This is a genomic window from Streptomyces sp. NPDC041108 (assembly GCF_055592645.1).
Map to the genome: position 1 here is coordinate 177,109 of NZ_JBVIYK010000004.1, position 16,155 is coordinate 193,263.

Consider the following 16,155-nt stretch of genomic DNA (forward strand, 5'->3'; position numbering starts at 1 on the left):
CAGCGAAGACCCCCCGCGCGATCAACCCACCCGGAATGACGGAGAGTTCGCCAATATCCACAAAGTGTGGAACGAACGTGATCACTTCGCGGTCGCCGCCCGACCTTCTGTGTCGTTTCAGTCCGCGGCCCCGGCGGCCGGTACCCCGGGCTTCTCCGGGTCAGATGCCGTGCTTCTTCAGGATCGCCTCGATGTCGCTGAAGTCGTCCCCCGCCGACGCACCCGAACCGGTGGCCCGGGGTGCCGCCGCCGGACGGGCCGACGGCCGTGCACCCTGGCCCAGTGAGGGTGCCGAGGCCGCCGGGGCTATCGCTCCGGTGCGGGACGCCTCGGCCTCCTTGCGGTCCTTGCCCGGGGCTCCACGGCGCCGCTCCACGGCGCGGGTGGTGGTGAACAGGAACCAGGCGACGCCGAGCACTCCGAAGCCGGCCCAGGCGGTCGGGCTGAACGCGGTGTCGGCCAGCCATTCGACGACCCCCGTCATCACCAGACCGAGGGGCACGAGGGAGTAGGCCGCGATGCGGGTCGCCCTGAGGAAACGCTTCCGGTACGCCGTGATCGCGGCGATGCCCAGGCCTGCCGCGGAGACGGCGGCACACACGGTCTCGGCAATCATCCGGTCCTCCAGGCGGTGCGTGGTCGGGTCGGTCTCGTGGCGTCCCTTCCATCCTGCACCGCCACGCGTCCGATATGCCACGGTCCGGGGAGACCTCAGGGACATCTCCGGGTCACCTCGGGGTCGGCCCCGGCTCCGGACAGCTGGGACACTGATCTCCATGAGCGACTCCTCCCCCGTCCCCACCGCCGTCGTCCTGGACGTCTGGTGCGAACTCCAGTGCTCCGACTGCCGCGGCGCCCTCGACGACATCCGCGCGCTGCGGGCGCGCTACGGCGACCGGCTCGACGTGCGGCTGCGGCACTTCCCGCTGGAGAAGCACAAGCACGCCTTCGCCGCCGCGCAGGCCGCCGAGGAGGCCGCGGAGCAGGGGCGGGCGTGGCCGTACGTCGAGGCCGTGCTCGGCCGGGTCGAGGAGCTGGACCGGACCGGAGAGCCCTTCCTCGTCGAGGTCGCCCGTGAACTCGGTCTGGACGCCGAGGAGTTCGACACCGCGCTCATCGACGGCCGGCACATCCTGATCGTCGACGCCGACCAGGCCGAGGGCAAGGCGATCGGGGTGACGGGCACGCCCACGTACGTCATCGGCGGCGAGCGGCTCGACGGCGGCAAGAGCCAGGCAGGGCTGCGCGAGCGGATCGAGGAGATCGCCGACCGGCTGCTGGCCGAGGGCGCCTGACCTCGGCCGGGCGCCCGACCGGGTTCGGCTCCGAGACCTCCGGGGAAGCGCGCCGGGCGGCGGGGGGCCGTCCGCCCCGCCTCCGCCCCGGCCCGTCCGCCGCCGGCCCGTCCGCCGCCGCCGTCACGTCCGCCGCCCGTCGTGCCGCTACCGGCGTGGTCGTCAGAGCAGGGGCTTGGACAGGTGGTGTGCCGTCGTCTCGTAGCCGAGGGAGTCGTAGAGGCATTCGGCCCGGGCGTTGCCCGCGAAGACGTTGAGCGCGATGGCGGTCTTCCCCGCCGCCACCGCCTGGGCCTCGGCCAGCAGCATGAGCGAACGGCCGTGGCCCCGGCCCCGGTGCGCGGCGTCCGCCTCCACGTCGTACACGAAGGCGGAGTCGTCGGCCAGCCACAGCCACAGCGTGCCGACCCTCGTGCCCTCGTGCTCCAGCACGCTGCACAGGTTGTTCGCGGAGGCCACCCCCTGCGGCAGGCACCGCACATAGTCCTCGGCGGCCCTGGCGTACGCCTCCGCCTCGGGCACGCCGCGGGTGATCAGGTCCTGGGCGTACCCCTCCAGCCCGGCCTCCTTCCAGGGTTCGTACTCCGCCTCGGTCATGGGCCGGCCCCTGCTGCCCTCGGGCAGTGCGGGCGGGGTGCCGCCGAGGGGCTTGCGCATGCTCCGGTTGCGCAGGACGTAGCCGAGCGCCTGGGTCAGCCGCAGCGCAGGTTCGGCGCCCGCCGGGACGGACGCCTCGATCCGCCGGCAGCCCCAGCCCCGGGCCACCTCCTCGGCGGCGAGCGCGGCCACCGTCGCTCTGCCGCGCCGCCGGTCCGGTTCGTCGATGCGCAGGTCCAGGATCCGGGCGGCCGAGGAGCCGGGGCCGGGGCGCGTACCGAGGTGGATCTCGCCCGCGGGACGGCTGTTCACGCACACCTGGTAGCGGCGCGAACGGGATCCGTCGGCGGCGTGCTGAAGCGGCTCGATGGGCCGCAGGGTGGTGGTCATCAGGGGTGTTCTACCCGCCGCGGCGGGTGGAGTCCGCCGAATATCCGCGGCCGTCACGGATCGAGGTCGTCGCCGGACCGCTCGTCGAAGATCCGCATCGCCTTGGCCGTCACCGGGCCCGGCGCGGGAGAGAGTTCACGGGCGTCGACGCGGTGCACGGCCTGCACGTCGCGCAGGCTGGACGTCAGGAAGATCTCGTCGGCGCGGTCCAGGACGTCCAGCGGCAGGTCGGTCTCGCGGGCGCCGGTCCACTCGACGACCAGGGCCCGGGTGATGCCCGCGAGGCAGCCGGAGGCGATGGGCGGGGTGTGGATCTCGCCGTCGAGGACGACGAAGACGTTGGAGCCCGTGCCCTCGCAGAGCCGCCCCACCGTGTTGGCGAACAGGGCCTCGGTGGCGCCGCGTTCGTGGGCGCGGGCGAGGGCGACGACGTTCTCGGCGTACGAGGTGGTCTTCAGGCCGGTGAGGGCACCGCGCTCGTTGCGGGTCCACGGGACGGTGATCGCGGCGGTGGAGTCGGCACGGCGGACGGTCTCGCCGAGGGCCACGACCAGGGTCGGTCCGTGGTCGCCCCGGTCGGAGCCGAGCGGGGAGACGCCTCCGGTGTAGGTGATGCGGAGCCGGCCGAGTGCCACCGGGTTGGCCTCCACGACGGCCGAGCAGGCGCGGCGCACCTCGTCGAGGTCGGGCTCGGGCAGACCGAGCCCACGTGCCGAGAGAGCCAGACGGTCGAGATGGCGGGTCAGCGCGAACGGCCGGCCGTCGACCGTCTTCGCGGTCTCGAAGACGCCGTCACCCACGGTCAGTCCGTGGTCGAGGACGGAGACACGGGCGGAGTCGATGTCCTGCAGTCCGCCGTCGAGCCAGATCTTCACGTAAGGGTCCTCCCACTCGCCTCGTACGTCCCCGACGCTACCGCGAGCAGCCTGGCGGCCTTCAGCTCGGTCTCCCGCCACTCCGCCTCGGGGTCCGACCCCCAGGTGATGCCCGCGCCCGTGCCGAAGCGCAGTTCGCCCGCCGCCCGGTCGATCCAGAAGGTGCGGATCCCGACCGCCAGCTCTCCCGTCCCCCGGTCGGCGTCGACCCAGCCGATGCCGCCGGTGTACGGGCCGCGCGGCGCGGTCTCCAGGGCGTCGATGATGCGCAGGGCGCTCGACTTCGGCGCGCCGGTGACGGAGCCGGGCGGGAAGGCGGCGGCGAGCAGCTCCGGCCAGCCGGCGCCGTCGCGCAGTTCGCCGCGTACCGTCGACACCAGGTGCACGAGCCCCGGATGCTTCTCGACGACGCACAGGTCGGGCACGGTCACCGACCCGGTGGCGCAGACCTGCCCGATGTCGTTGCGGACCAGGTCGACGATCATGACGTTCTCGGCGTAGTCCTTCTCCAGGAGGTCCGCCTCGGTGCGTCCCGTGCCCTTGATCGGGCCCGACTCGACGACCCGGCCGTCGCGGCGCAGGAAGAGTTCGGGCGAGGCGGTGGCGATCTCGACACCGTGCCCCGGAAGGCGAATCGTTCCTGCATAGGGCGCCGGATTGCCACGGGCCAGCAGCGCGGTCAGGGTGTCCACGTCGGCGTCCGGGGCGACGGGCGCCGACAGCACCCGGCAGAGGTTCGCCTGGTACACCTCGCCGACGGCTATGTGCTCGCGGATCCGGCGGACACCCGCCGTGTACGCGGCGCGGTCGAGGGACGTCGTCCAGTCACCGGCTCCGGGCCCGCGCCACTCCCCCGGCACCGGGGCCGGCGCGGGCTCGCGACGTACGTCACCGAAGCGCGCGCACACCAGACCGCCCTCGTAGTCCGCGCACACGGCCCAGAAGCCGGAGGAGTCCAGGGCGGCGGCGTCGCTGGTCACATCGGCGAGACCGGTGGCCACGAGGTCGCCGAAGCGGGCGAGGGGAGGGAGGTCGGACACGCAGTCGAGTCTAGGACGGGTGCCCCACGGGCGGGCCCGGCCGGGTCTCGGACTGGACGCACCGCAGCACGCTGCACAAACGCGTTTTTGTGCTGGCCCCGGAATCCGCTAGAGTTCAACTCGTCGCCGGGTCGCGCAAGCGGGCCGGAAACGACAAGCGGACGTAGCTCAGTTGGTAGAGCGCAACCTTGCCAAGGTTGAGGTCGCCAGTTCGAACCTGGTCGTCCGCTCGCAGGAACGTGGGGGATCTTCCCGACCCCCCGCACTCCTGGTGGAGTGGCCGAGAGGCGAGGCAACGGCCTGCAAAGCCGTCTACACGGGTTCAAATCCCGTCTCCACCTCCAAGGACGATTAGCTCAGCGGGAGAGCGCTTCCCTGACACGGAAGAGGTCACTGGTTCAATCCCAGTATCGTCCACTGAGGCCTGAGGGCTTCCGGAGCCGGACGGCTTCGACCCGCGCGATTAGCTCAGCGGGAGAGCGCTTCCCTGACACGGAAGAGGTCACTGGTTCAATCCCAGTATCGCGCACGCAGGATGCACCGCCCCCGGGCTGTGATCCCGAGGACGATTAGCTCAGCGGGAGAGCGCTTCCCTGACACGGAAGAGGTCACTGGTTCAATCCCAGTATCGTCCACACGCACCGAGCCCCCGGCCGTCTCGTACGGCCGGGGGCTTCGTCGTGCGCAGGGGCGCGACGCGCCCCACGCCCGGCTCGGTCAGCTGGAGAACAGCATGTGGCCGAAGCCGCGGTTGTGGTGACCGTGACCCCCGTGGTGACCACCGTGCGGGGCGCCCCACGCGGGAGCGTTGTGACCGCCGCCCGCGGGGTACTGCGGAGCGGCCGGCGGCGGGGGAACGGCCGGGCCGCCGCCCCACTGGCCCTCCAGGCGGGTCAGTGCCTCCAGCTCGCCGTAGTCGAGGAAGATCCCACGACAGCCGCTGCACTGCTCGATCTGGACGCCACTGCGGTTGTAGGTGTGCATCGGCGCATGGCACTTGGGACACTGCATGTGCATGGTTCGGGTCAACTCCTCGGCGTTCGGTCCTGCTTCGCGTTACGCCAGGACAGACACTGTCCGGCTGCGGTCGGTTGCACCCTACTTCGGGAAAGGGCCGTCCAACTCCGGCGGGATGCCACTCATTCGGTCACATGCGTCCACAACGGACCGCTGGGCCTCGTCGAGGGGCCGGCCGGCCGCCGTGCACTTCGCTATCGCCAGGGCCGCGGTCTGCACGGTGAGTGCGCGGGCCGGTACGTCCAGTACCGGCCAGGGGTCGCCGTGCGCGGGGACCGCCGGGCCCTCGGCCGCCCGGTAGGCGGTCAGGAAGCGGGCCCACTCCTCGGGCAGGAGGAGGCCGCAGGCGTACCAGGCCGCCGGGCGGGCGAGATCCCAGGCGGCGACGCCCACGCCCAGGTCGTCGACGTCGATGAGACGCCAGGCGCCCGTGCCCGCCGGATGCCGGACGAGCTGACCTAGATGCAGATCCCCGTGACAGACCGTGGCCGTGCCGGTCATGGGGGCCTCGGCCCTGGCCCAGGCGGGGAGAGCGTGCCAGGCGCGCAGTACCGAGGGCGTGGCGGGGTGGTGCGGTGCGGCGGATCCGAGGCGGGCGACGGCCTGGGCCGCCTTGGCCGGGCCCCGCATGGGCGGCAGGCCGGCAGGTGCCGGCTGCCGGTGGAGGCGGGCGAGGAGCGTGGCCGCCGCCTCCCAGGGAGCGGCCTCCGGGGCCTCGGGGTCGACCGGCCTTCCGTACGGCCAGAACGTGACGAGGCGGTCGTGGAGGGCGGCCGGCGTGGGGGTGAGCGGGGCGAGCAGGATGTCCGGGTGGGATGCGGCGACGGTCATGCGGAGGGCCAGGTGGGCGGGGTCGGTGCCGGGGGCGTGCGCCTTGGCCACGGTGTCGCCATGGCGGACGACGACGCCGTCGGCGCGTTCCGCGAGGACCGAGTCCGGGTGGGAACACGGGGCGGCCCCCGGGTGGGCCGTGCCGCGCACCTTGGCCCTCAGGGCGGGGAGCACGTCGGCGTCGGCTGTGGTGGTCATGGGTCCCCCTGCTCGGGTGCGGCGCTGCCCGTGAGCCTACGGTTCGGGAGCGTCCCGCTGGAGTGTGCGGGGTGGATCGTCCCGGTTCTGTCTGGGTTTGCGGGGGTGGCTCGGGCTGGGGCTTCAACGGCTCGGCGGGACACGAGGTGCCGCCGTGCCACCGCCCGCGCCACCGTCCCTGCCGTGCCACCGCCACTGCCCGCGCCAACGTCCCCGCCGCGCCACCGCCATCGCCATCGCCCGCGCCCTCGACCGCCGCCAGGACCGGTCCGCAGTGGGAGAAGGTTTCGAACCGGCAGGGGAGCAGGAAAAGACAACGCCCGCGCAGCTCCCCAGCTGCGCGGGCGTCTTTTGCCGTCCGCCGCACCCCCGTCCCCACGGGGTTTCATGGATGGATGTCCCCGCCCGGACCGCTCTTCCGGGCCTGGGGTCGCCGCTCAGCGCCCCAGCATCACACCCACGGACGACGCTTGTGTGACCACTGCTTCCCAGCCGCCGAAGGCGTACACGAGCAGGGCCGCCAGAGGGAGGACCATCGCGGTCGCCACCAAGGGGTGGCGACGCCCCGGACGGCGGTCGGCGGTGAACGTCCTGCGCTCCCGTGTGCGGATCGCGGTCCGCGGTGCCGTGTGGGCCATGGTCCCTCCTCTGACCTTCTCGTCGGTGTTGCTTGTCGTTGGCAGCGGCGGGTGTCTGACCTCGGGGGACGAGTGCTGCACCCGCCGCTTGACCTCAAATCTAGGCGCGCGACCGAACCTGGTCGTCATGCCCTCGTACCGATTGCCGGGCCTCCCGGAGGATGAGCGAGGACCCGCGGTGTACTCCCCAGGGTGGAGACGAGGTCCTAGGTCTCGGGGTCTTCCCGGAGGGGGTGTCCGGTCTGCCCCGTCTGCTACCCGTCCCGCTCCGCGCCGTCCTCGCGGGGCACCGGCTGCTCGACCAGCGCGAGGACCCGGTTCGCCATGAACCTGGCCGTCCGCACCACGGAGCCGTTCCGGGTGACTTCGCTCACTTCCACCACTCCTCGTCGTACCGCCGTCTCCACCCGGCGGCCCGCCCTGCTCGCGATCACCTCGTACGTGCGCGTCGTGTCCCCGGCGTCCACGACTATCTCCACTCGGTCACCCTTCACGGGCTCAATCCCCCTTCTGTGGTGGCTGGTTGGGATCAAGATGCGCCCAACACCGCCCCGAACTCCTGTTCCCTGACCACTCTTCAAGTTTCTCACCCGGCACTGACAATCCATCGGGTCGCGAGGGCGCGGCCTCTGCGCACGCCCGGCCGTGGAAACGTAAGCTGTGGCTCGTCAGACGGAACGGGCAGCGGGGATGAACATGGCGATGATGCGCCTGAGGCGCGAGGACCCGCGCGTCGTCGGCTCGTTCAGGATCCACAGACGGCTCGGCGCGGGGGGAATGGGCGTCGTCTACCTGGGCTCCGACCGGCGTGGACAGCGTGTCGCGCTCAAGGTCATCCGGCCGGACCTGGCGGAGGACCAGGAGTTCCGGTCGCGGTTCGCGCGCGAGGTGTCGGCGGCGCGGCGGATCAGGGGCGGATGCACGGCCCGGCTGGTCGCCGCCGATCTGGACGCGGAACGGCCGTGGTTCGCCACCCAGTACGTACCGGGGCCCTCGCTGCACGACAAGGTCGCCGAGGAGGGGCCCATGTCGGCCGCCGACGTGGCCGCCGTCGGCGCCGCCCTCTCCGAGGGACTCGTGGCCGTGCACGAGGCCGGTGTCGTCCACCGGGACCTGAAGCCGTCCAACATCCTGCTGTCCCCGAAGGGGCCGCGGATCATCGACTTCGGTATCGCGTGGGCGACCGGGGCCTCGACCCTGACCCATGTCGGTACGGCCGTGGGATCACCCGGCTTCCTGGCGCCCGAACAGGTGCGCGGGGCCGCCGTCACGCCGGCCACGGACGTCTTCTCGCTCGGTGCCACGCTCGCCTACGCGGCGACCTCCGACTCGCCCTTCGGACACGGCAGTTCGGAAGTCATGCTCTACCGGGTGGTGCACGAGGAGGCGCAGCTGCGCGGGGTGCCCGACGCACTCGCGCCCCTCGTCCGCGCCTGTCTGGCGAAGGACCCCGAGGAACGGCCCAGCACGCTGCAACTGTCGCTGCGGCTCAAGGAGATCGCCGCCCGTGAGGCGCAGGGCCTGTCCGACCTGCGGCCGCCCGCGCCCCGGACCGACCCGGACCGGGCCTCGGGACGGCTCGCGGAGCAGTACGTCGAGCAGCGCACGCTGCGGCAGCCGCCGGACACGCGCCGGTCGCAGCCGGGGGCTCCGTCGCCGCGGACCGGGGGCGGTTCCCGGACGGGCGGTGGGGCCGGCGGCGCGCGGACCGGTGGCGGGTCGCGGCCCGGTGCGCGGCCCGCGCCGGCGCGCAACACGACCGGGTCCGGCAGGCGTCCCGCGCCGCGCAGTGGTGCGGGACGGCCGGGCCCGCGGACCAACGGGACCGGGCGGCGGCCCGCCAATCCGCGGTTGCTGCGGCAGCGTCTCTTCGTGTTCGTCGTCGTGACGTTGCTGGCCGCGCTGGGGATCGCCACGGCTCAGGGGTGCCAGGGGCCGTCGCGGGGGCTCGGCATCGACGGGGGCCTCCGGCACGAGCGGTCGTTCCTGGAGCCGCGGCACGACGGCTGAGCGTCGGCGGGCGACCGCCGGCCCGGGGACCCCGAACGACGTGACGAGCAGGCTGGCGCCGGCTCAGTTCCGCGGACGCCCCGTCGCCACCGCGTAGAAGGCCACCGCCGCCGCCGCGCCCACGTTGAGGGAATCGACTCCGTGGGCCATGGGGATGCGGACCCATTCGTCGGCGGACATCAGGGCCTTGGTGGAGAGGCCGTCCCCTTCGGCGCCGAGCATGAGGGCGACCCGGTCCATACGGTGCGGGGCGGTCTCGTCGAGGGACTTCGCCTTCTCGTCCGGAGTGAGGGCGAGCAGGGTGAAACCGGCGTCGCGGACCGCGTCGAGCCCCTTGGGCCAGGCGTCCAGGCGGGCGTAGGGCACGGAGAAGACCGCGCCCATGGAGACCTTGACGCTGCGTCGGTAGAGCGGGTCGGCGCAGTCCGGCGAGAGCAGGACCGCGTCCATGCCGAGGGCGGCGGCCGAGCGGAAGATCGCGCCGATGTTGGTGTGGTCGTTGACCGACTCCATGATGACGACCCGGCGGGCGGAGCCCAGGAGTTGGTCGGCCGTCGGCAGGGGCTTGCGCTGCATGGAGGCGAGAGCGCCCCGGTGCACGTGGTAGCCGGTGACCTGTTCGGCGAGTTCGGGGCTGACCGCGTAGACGGGCGCCGGGAGTTCGTCGATGACGTCGCGCATGACGTCGACCCACTTCGCGGAGAGCAGCATCGAGCGCATCTCGTAGCCGGCTTCCTTGGCCCGTCTGATGACCTTCTCGCCCTCGGCGATGAACAGGCCCTCGGCGGGTTCGCGCCGGCGGCGCAGCTCCACGTCGGTCAGGCCGGTGTAGTCGCGCAGGCGCGGGTCGTCGGGGTCGTCAACGGTGATGAGATCGGCCACAGGGTGATACTGCCTTGTCCTGGGTGTGGTGCCAACGGCTGGGTACGGGTTGGGTTACCGGTGGTTACGGTTCCGCTCCCGCACGGTCCGGGTTCGCCGCCCGGGTGTCACGCGTTCGTCCCGGGCCCCACCTTCACGACCTCGCCGATCACGATGACGGCCGGCGGCTTGACTCCCTGCGTACGCACCGTCTCGCCGACCGTGGCGAGGGTGGCGTCCACCCGGCGCTGGGCGGCCGTGGTGCCCTCCTGGACCAGGGCTACCGGGGTGTCCGGGGACTTGCCGTGCGCCACCAGGGTCTCGGCGATCCGGCCGATCTTGTCGACACCCATGAGGATCACGAGGGTGCCGGTCAGCCGGGCGAGGGCGGGCCAGTCGACGAGCGAGCGCTCGTCGTCGGGAGCCACATGGCCGCTGACCACGGTGAACTCATGGGCGACACCCCGGTGGGTGACCGGGATGCCGGCGGCGCTCGGGACGGAGATCGAGCTGGAGATGCCGGGCACGACCGTGCACGGGATACCGGCCTCGGCGAGCGCGTGCAGTTCCTCCATGCCGCGGCCGAAGACGTACGGGTCGCCGCCCTTGAGGCGCACGACCGACTTGCCCTGCTTGGCGTGCTCGATCAGCGCGTTGTTGATGGCCTCCTGGGCCATGAAACGGCCGTACGGGATCTTCGCCGCGTCGATCACCTCGACGTGTGGCGGGAGTTCGGCGAGGAGGTCGCGGGGGCCGAGACGGTCGGCGATGACGACGTCGGCCTCGGCGAGGAGACGGCGGCCGCGCACGGTGATCAGGTCCGGGTCGCCGGGGCCGCCGCCGACGAGGGAGACACCGGGGGTGCGGGTGCGGTGATGGGGGGCCACGAGCGTGCCGTCCCGCAGGCCCTCGACGACCGCGTCACGGATCGCGGCGGTGTGGCGGGGGTCGCGCTCCTGGGCGTTGGCCGTGAGCACGGCGACCGTGACGCCCTCGCTGTGGCCGGTCGCCGGGGTCCAGGCGGTGGCCTCCTCCGCACTGTCGGAGCGGACGCACCAGATGCGATGGCGCTCCGCCTCGGCGGACGCGCGCGCGTTCGCCACCGGGTCGCCGGTGGCGACCAGGACGTACCAGGCCTCGGCGAGGTCGCCCTCCGCGTACCTGCGCCTCTCCCAGGTCAGCTCGCCCGCGTCCGCCATCGCCTCCACGGAGGGGGTGGCGCTCGGGGACACGAGGACGATGTCGGCGCCGGCCGCGATGAGGGCGGGGAGGCGGCGTTGGGCGACCTGGCCGCCGCCGACGACGACCACTCGGCGGCCGGTGAGGCGGAGGCCTACGGGGTAGGCGGGGTGTTCGGCCATGAGGGTGCGGCTCCTCCTGCGGCGGCGGTGCGGCGGGCGCGCTGCGACTGTGGAGCGACCCTGACGTGCGGATTCTAAGGGGCGGGCGAGGGGTGCGGCTCAGCAGGTGCGTGGGCCGAGCGGCCTCGCCGGGTGCGGGGCCGGTGGGCGCGAGCGCCCTCCGGGGTCCGTGGCGCACCCGGCGCCCGCTCCCCTACTTCTCGGTCACCCCCGCCGAGTCGAACGTCGCCACCTCGTGCATCGCCCTGGCCGCGCTCTGGACGACCGGGAGGGCGAGGAGGGCGCCGGTGCCCTCGCCGAGACGGAGATCGAGGTCGACCAGGGGGCGCAGGCCCAGCTTCTGCAGGGCGGCCACATGGCCCGGCTCGGCACTGCGGTGGCCGGCGATGCAGGCGGCGAGGACCTCGGGGGCGATGGCTCGGGCCACCAGCGCGGCGGCGCCGGCACTGACGCCGTCGAGGATCACCGGCGTACGCAGGGAGGCGCCGCCGAGGAGCAGTCCGACGATGGCGGCGTGCTCGAAGCCACCGATGGCCGCGAGGACACCGATGGGGTCGGCGGGGTCGGGCCGGTGCAGCTCGATGGCCCGTCGGACGACCTCGGTCTTGCGGGCGAGGGTCTCGTCGTTGATACCGGTGCCCCGGCCCGTGACCTCGGCGGGGTCCGCGCCGGTGAAGACGGCGATCAGGGCGGCGGACGCCGTGGTGTTGGCGATGCCCATCTCGCCCGTGAGCAGCGCCTTGTTGCCGGCCGCGACCAGGTCGCGGGCGGTCTCGATGCCCACCTCGATGGCCTGCTTGGCCTCCTCGCGGGTCATCGCGGGGCCGGTGGTCATGTCGGAGGTACCGGCACGGATCTTGCGCGGCAGCAGCCCCGGCGTGGCCGGGAGGTCGCTCGCCACGCCCACGTCCACGACGCACACCTCGGCACCCACCTGGGCGGCGAAGGCGTTGCAGACCGCTCCCCCGCCGAGGAAGTTGGCGACCATCTGGGCCGTCACCTCCTGGGGCCAGGGGGTGACGCCCTGGGCGTGGACACCGTGGTCGCCCGCGAAGATCGCGACGGCCGCGGGCTCCGGGATGGGCGGCGGGCACTGCCGGGACAGACCGGACAGCTGGGCGGAGATGATCTCCAGCATGCCGAGCGCGCCCGCCGGCTTGGTCATGCGCTTCTGGCGCTCCCACGCCTCGCCGAGCGCCTTGGCGTCCAGCGGGCGGATACCGGCGACGGTCTCGGCCAGCAGGTCGTGCGGCTCGGCACCGGGCAGGGCGCGGCGGCCGTACGTCTCCTCGTGGACGACCCAGGAGAGCGGGCGGCGCTTGGCCCAGCCCGCCTGCATCAGCTCGGGCTCCGCCGGGAACTCGTCGACGTAGCCGACGCACAGGTACGCCACGACCTCCAGGTGCTCCGGCAGGCCGAGGGTGCGGACCATCTCGCGCTCGTCGAAGAAGCTGACCCAGCCGACGCCGAGCCCCTCGGCGCGGGCCGCGAGCCACAGGTTCTCGACCGCGAGTGCGGAGGAGTACGGGGCCATCTGCGGCTGGGTGTGGCGGCCGAGGGTGTGCCGGCCGCCCCGGGTCGGATCGGCGGTGACGACGATGTTCACCGGAGTGTCGAGGATCGCCTCGATCTTCAGTTCCTTGAACTGCTTCGCCCGGCCCTTCGGCAGCGACTTCGCGTACGCCTCGCGCTGGCGCTGGGCGAGTTCGTGCATCGTGCGGCGCGTCTCGGCGGACCGGATGACGACGAAGTCCCAGGGCTGCGAGTGGCCGACGGAGGGCGCCGTGTGGGCGGCCTCCAGGACACGGAGCAGGACGTCGTGCGGGATCGGGTCGCTGCGGAAGCCGTTGCGGATGTCGCGGCGCTCGCGCATGACCCTGAGGACGGCCTCGCGTTCGGCGTCGTCGTAGGGCGGCGCGGCCGGGCCCGCGGGCTGCCGTGCCTCGTCCTCCTGTACGTCCTGCGCCGGAACGTCTTCGGGCGTCTCGTCCACCGGGGCCGTGCTCTCGTCGGATGCTGCTTCCACTGCTTCGGCTTCCGGCGCCGCTTCGCCGTCCTCCTGGTCGGCGGCCCGGGTGGCCAGGTCCTCGGCGTTCTGGACGAGGCCGGGTTCCGCATCGGTCGCCGCGTGCGGCTGCGGTACGACGATCGTCTCGGCCTCGGAGTCCCGAGGGGCGGGGACGGCGGGCCCGGCCGGCGCTTCCGTCTGCCCGTCGGCCGGCGGGAACTCGGTGGCGGCGGGTGCCGACGGCGGAACCGTCACCGCGTGGCGCGGGGTCGGGGCCGTGTGCGGGGCGGCGGCCGGCAGGGAGCCGAGGATGGGCACGAACGGTTCCGGCGGACGGACGGCACCGGTCTCGGGTGCGGGCTCCTGGGGCGTTCCGGCGAGCGGTTCGTCCGCGGCGGGCTCGGCCGGGGGCCGGACCACCGCGCCCTGGGGGGCGGCGATCCCGGTGGCCACGGGGCTCGGTGCCTCGGCCGGGGAGGGCTCGGCGGTCGCGGCGTCCACGGTCGCGGGCGTGGCGCTCTCGGGGTCGGCGCTCTCGGGGTCCAGGGTCGACGGGTCGGCTGCCGGGTCGGCCGGTGCTTCGGCGATCGTCTCGTCGGTGGGCCCGGACTGCTCCTGGGGCTCCGCGTCGGCGGGCGGCTCGCCGGCCGTGTTCACCTCGGTGCCCTCGGGCTCGACGACGGCTTCGGCGGGGTCGGGCGACGGTACGGCCTCCGGCTGCTGAGCAGCGTTGTCGGAGGTGGCGGTCTGCTCGGCCGCGGCTTGCTCGGCCGCGGCCCGGTCCCCGTCCTCGTTCCCGACCTGCTCCTCTTCCTCGTCCGCTTCCTCGTCCGCGCCGGGGTCGACCGGCTCCGTGGCCTGCGGGTCCTGCGCGACGGCCTCGGCTTCCGGCTGCGCGGGCTCCAGCGGCTGGGATTCCACGGCCTCCACCGCGGGCGCGGCCTCCGCCGGGGTTTCCGGCGTCAGGGCCTGGTCCGCCTCGGCCTCCGCGGGCCGGGGTTGCTCGGCGACCGGGGTCGGCGCCGCCTGCTGAGGCTCCTGCGCGGGGGTGGGGGTGCTCTCCTGCTCCGGTGCGGCGGGGGTCGCCTGCTCGTCGGTCCCCTCGGCCTCGTCGGGCTGCGCCTGCTGCTCGGGAGCGGCGGGCTGTCCGGCGTCCTCCGCGACAGGCGCGTCGGCCTGCTCGGACAGGGCGGGGTAGGCCTGCGGCAGCGCCTCCGCCTCGTCGGGCGCGGCCGGAGCGGACGCGTCGGCGGGCTCGGGGGCGTCCTGGGCCTCTTGGGCCTCTTGGGCCTCTTGGGCCTCCGCCTCGGGCTCCTGAGGAACCTGGAGGGCGTCCTGGGGCTGGGCGATGCTCTGGGCCGGGACCGGCTCGGGGTCCTCGGCGGCCGGGGGGAAGACCGCCGCCTCCGGCAGATGCTCGGCCGGATCGACGGGCGCGGCCTCCTCGGAGACCCGCGCCGCGGGTTCCTGCACCTCGGGGGTCGTCTCCACGGGCTCGGGGGCCTGCCGGGCCACTGCCTGCTGGGCCTCGACGCCGGACGCGGTCTCGGGCACGGAGGGCTCTTCGGCGGCCTCGGGGGCCTCTTCCTGCCCTGCGGTCCGCGCTTCGGCCGTCTCCGACATCTGTGTCTCGACGGCGACCGGCGCTTCCCCGGTCTCCGGGGCGTGCGTCTGCGGCTCGGCCGCCCCGGGAACCCCGGTCTGCTCGGCGACCGGCACCTCGGCCGTCTCCTGCGCCTGTGCCTCGACGGCGACCGGCGCTTCCTCGGCCTCTGCGGGGTGTGTCTGGGGCTCGGCCGCCTCAGCGACCACGGCTGCCTGCTCGGCGACCGGTGCCTCGACCGTCTCCTGCACCTGCTCCTCGGCGGCGACCGGAGCCGCCACGGCCTCCGGGGCGTCCGGCTGCGGTGCGTCCGCCTGCGGCTCGGCCGTCTCCGGGGCCTGGAACTGCGCGGCGACCGGCGTCCCCACGACTTCCGGGTTCCGGAACTGGGCGGCCGCGGCCTCCTGCGCCAGGGCGTACGCGGCGTCCTGGGCCTGGTGGAGAGCCTCGGCGTCCTGAAGCTCGTCGGCAGCGTCCGCGGCCTGCGGCGTCTCCTCGGTCGGCGTCGTCTCCGCCACGGTCACGGAAAGCTGTGCCTCCTGCGGCACGACCGTTTCTGCGGCCGCTCCCCCGGGAGCCACCCCCGGGGCGGCCTGCGCAGGGGCGCCGACCCACTGCGACACGGGCTGCTGGGGCACGTCGAGGTACTCCGGGCCGGCGGCGGGCGGGCCGGGGTGGCGTACGGCGCTCGGCGGGACGGGGGCGCCCGCCGGACCGCGATCGGCGAGGGAGCGGACCGGGCTGGCGGAGGCGTCGGGGGTCGGCGGGCCGAGGTGCAGCGGGCGGCGGGCCACCGGCGGCTGCGGGACGGGAGTCGCGACGGGAGTACGGACGGCGCTCAGGTCGTGCGAGCCGCTGTCGCGGCCGGACATCTCGTGCGGGCCCGGCTCATGGACGGGGGGCTCGTGGACGACCTGGACGACGGGCTCGGGGGCGGGCGGCGGCATCTCGTTGCCCCACGCGCCCTGGGCGCCCGGCAGCAGGAGGTCTTCGTCCTCGGCGGCGGTCTCGGAGAGGTAGGTGTACGCACCCGGCGCAGGGACGCCCGGCTGCTCCACCATGCCTGCGCTCTCCGGCAGTCCCTCGCCCGGGACCTGGCCGGTGTCGGTCATGCGTACCCCTCGCCCATCGGTTAGTGCCTCCATGCCAGCTGGCCCGGGAACGGCGCACCTACCGCCCCACTGTGGAGAACGAGCGTGCGTGCCCAGCGGCACGTGACGACCCGGCTGCATGTCGACAAAGCCATCGAAGGGCCATTGTCCCGGTCGTCCCCCCGTCGCGACAGCTTGATCCGCGACGGTCCGCTGTGGACTGCGCCACGTTGCGCGTCCTCCCCGTTTCGCCGTACCACACACGCCCTCAAAACGGGCGTGCTTTTAGGACATTGACCGACGAAGTGCCGGATGTCGAAGTGCGGTACAACAGTCGGCC

The 16,155-nt window shown here is 73.7% G+C and carries 13 protein-coding genes and 5 tRNA genes; 7 read left to right on the forward strand and 11 right to left on the reverse strand.

Annotated features, from left to right (window positions below; translation table 11 throughout):
- Positions 1-160: 160 nt before the first annotated feature.
- Positions 161-616, reverse strand: a complete 456-nt coding sequence (locus tag ACZ6BB_RS13925; RefSeq protein ID WP_471615456.1) for a hypothetical protein — start codon at positions 614-616, stop codon at positions 161-163.
- Between the two features lie 160 nt (positions 617-776).
- On the opposite strand from ACZ6BB_RS13925, the gene ACZ6BB_RS13930 reads away from it, so the two are divergent.
- Positions 777-1,295, forward strand: a complete 519-nt coding sequence (locus ACZ6BB_RS13930; RefSeq protein ID WP_471615457.1) for a DsbA family protein — start codon at positions 777-779, stop codon at positions 1,293-1,295.
- Between the two features lie 162 nt (positions 1,296-1,457).
- Here the strand turns inward: ACZ6BB_RS13930 and ACZ6BB_RS13935 are convergent, their stop codons facing one another.
- From ACZ6BB_RS13935 to ACZ6BB_RS13945, 3 genes are read right to left on the reverse strand one after another with little or no spacing between them, the layout of a single operon-like run.
- Positions 1,458-2,282: a GNAT family N-acetyltransferase gene (locus tag ACZ6BB_RS13935; RefSeq protein ID WP_471615458.1), complete on the reverse strand. Its 825-nt coding sequence runs from the start codon at positions 2,280-2,282 to the stop codon at positions 1,458-1,460.
- Between the two features lie 53 nt (positions 2,283-2,335).
- Complete coding sequence (locus ACZ6BB_RS13940; protein ID WP_471615459.1) at positions 2,336-3,157, reverse strand: aminotransferase class IV; 822 nt, start codon at positions 3,155-3,157, stop codon at positions 2,336-2,338.
- Entirely contained in the window at positions 3,154-4,197 is a 1,044-nt protein-coding gene (locus tag ACZ6BB_RS13945; RefSeq protein WP_471615460.1) for a chorismate-binding protein, read from the reverse strand. Before ACZ6BB_RS13945 ends, ACZ6BB_RS13940 begins: the two co-directional genes overlap by 4 nt.
- Positions 4,198-4,354: 157 nt before the next feature.
- On the opposite strand from ACZ6BB_RS13945, the gene ACZ6BB_RS13950 reads away from it, so the two are divergent.
- The 5 genes from ACZ6BB_RS13950 (at position 4,355) to ACZ6BB_RS13970 (ending at position 4,832) form a co-directional block, all read left to right on the forward strand.
- A tRNA-Gly gene (locus ACZ6BB_RS13950) sits at positions 4,355-4,427 on the forward strand.
- 40 nt (positions 4,428-4,467) lie between these two features.
- Positions 4,468-4,541: transfer RNA gene (locus ACZ6BB_RS13955), tRNA-Cys, on the forward strand.
- 1 nt (position 4,542) lies between these two features.
- Positions 4,543-4,614, forward strand: a tRNA-Val gene (locus tag ACZ6BB_RS13960).
- Between the two features lie 40 nt (positions 4,615-4,654).
- Positions 4,655-4,726, forward strand: a tRNA-Val gene (locus ACZ6BB_RS13965).
- A gap of 34 nt (positions 4,727-4,760) precedes the next feature.
- Positions 4,761-4,832, forward strand: a tRNA-Val gene (locus tag ACZ6BB_RS13970).
- A gap of 82 nt (positions 4,833-4,914) precedes the next feature.
- Here the strand turns inward: ACZ6BB_RS13970 and ACZ6BB_RS13975 are convergent.
- From ACZ6BB_RS13975 to ACZ6BB_RS13990, 4 genes are all read right to left on the reverse strand, one after another.
- Complete coding sequence (locus tag ACZ6BB_RS13975; RefSeq protein WP_471615730.1) at positions 4,915-5,208, reverse strand: TFIIB-type zinc ribbon-containing protein; 294 nt, start codon at positions 5,206-5,208, stop codon at positions 4,915-4,917.
- Between the two features lie 87 nt (positions 5,209-5,295).
- Positions 5,296-6,243, reverse strand: coding sequence for a phosphotransferase family protein (locus tag ACZ6BB_RS13980; RefSeq protein WP_471615461.1), 948 nt, complete (start codon positions 6,241-6,243; stop codon positions 5,296-5,298).
- Between the two features lie 437 nt (positions 6,244-6,680).
- Positions 6,681-6,881: a hypothetical protein gene (locus ACZ6BB_RS13985; RefSeq protein WP_020114444.1), complete on the reverse strand. Its 201-nt coding sequence runs from the start codon at positions 6,879-6,881 to the stop codon at positions 6,681-6,683.
- Positions 6,882-7,135: 254 nt separating this feature from the next.
- Positions 7,136-7,375 (reverse strand): hypothetical protein, encoded by a 240-nt coding sequence (locus ACZ6BB_RS13990; protein WP_383888046.1) that lies wholly within the window; start codon positions 7,373-7,375, stop codon positions 7,136-7,138.
- 196 nt (positions 7,376-7,571) lie between these two features.
- Between ACZ6BB_RS13990 and ACZ6BB_RS13995 the strand changes: the two genes are divergently transcribed.
- The gene (locus tag ACZ6BB_RS13995; protein WP_471615731.1) at positions 7,572-8,891 is read left to right on the forward strand and encodes a serine/threonine-protein kinase; all 1,320 of its coding nucleotides are present in this window, start codon (positions 7,572-7,574) and stop codon (positions 8,889-8,891) included.
- Positions 8,892-8,954: 63 nt separating this feature from the next.
- Here the strand turns inward: ACZ6BB_RS13995 and ACZ6BB_RS14000 are convergent, their stop codons facing one another.
- The 3 genes from ACZ6BB_RS14000 to cobT all read right to left on the reverse strand — a co-directional run bounded on the left by ACZ6BB_RS14000 (position 8,955) and on the right by cobT (position 15,836).
- Complete coding sequence (locus ACZ6BB_RS14000; RefSeq protein WP_471615462.1) at positions 8,955-9,773, reverse strand: TrmH family RNA methyltransferase; 819 nt, start codon at positions 9,771-9,773, stop codon at positions 8,955-8,957.
- 107 nt (positions 9,774-9,880) lie between these two features.
- Positions 9,881-11,113: a uroporphyrinogen-III C-methyltransferase gene (gene cobA / locus ACZ6BB_RS14005; RefSeq protein ID WP_471615463.1), complete on the reverse strand. Its 1,233-nt coding sequence runs from the start codon at positions 11,111-11,113 to the stop codon at positions 9,881-9,883.
- A gap of 193 nt (positions 11,114-11,306) precedes the next feature.
- Positions 11,307-15,836 (reverse strand): nicotinate-nucleotide--dimethylbenzimidazole phosphoribosyltransferase, encoded by a 4,530-nt coding sequence (gene cobT, locus ACZ6BB_RS14010; RefSeq protein WP_471615464.1) that lies wholly within the window; start codon positions 15,834-15,836, stop codon positions 11,307-11,309.
- Positions 15,837-16,155 lie beyond the last annotated feature (319 nt).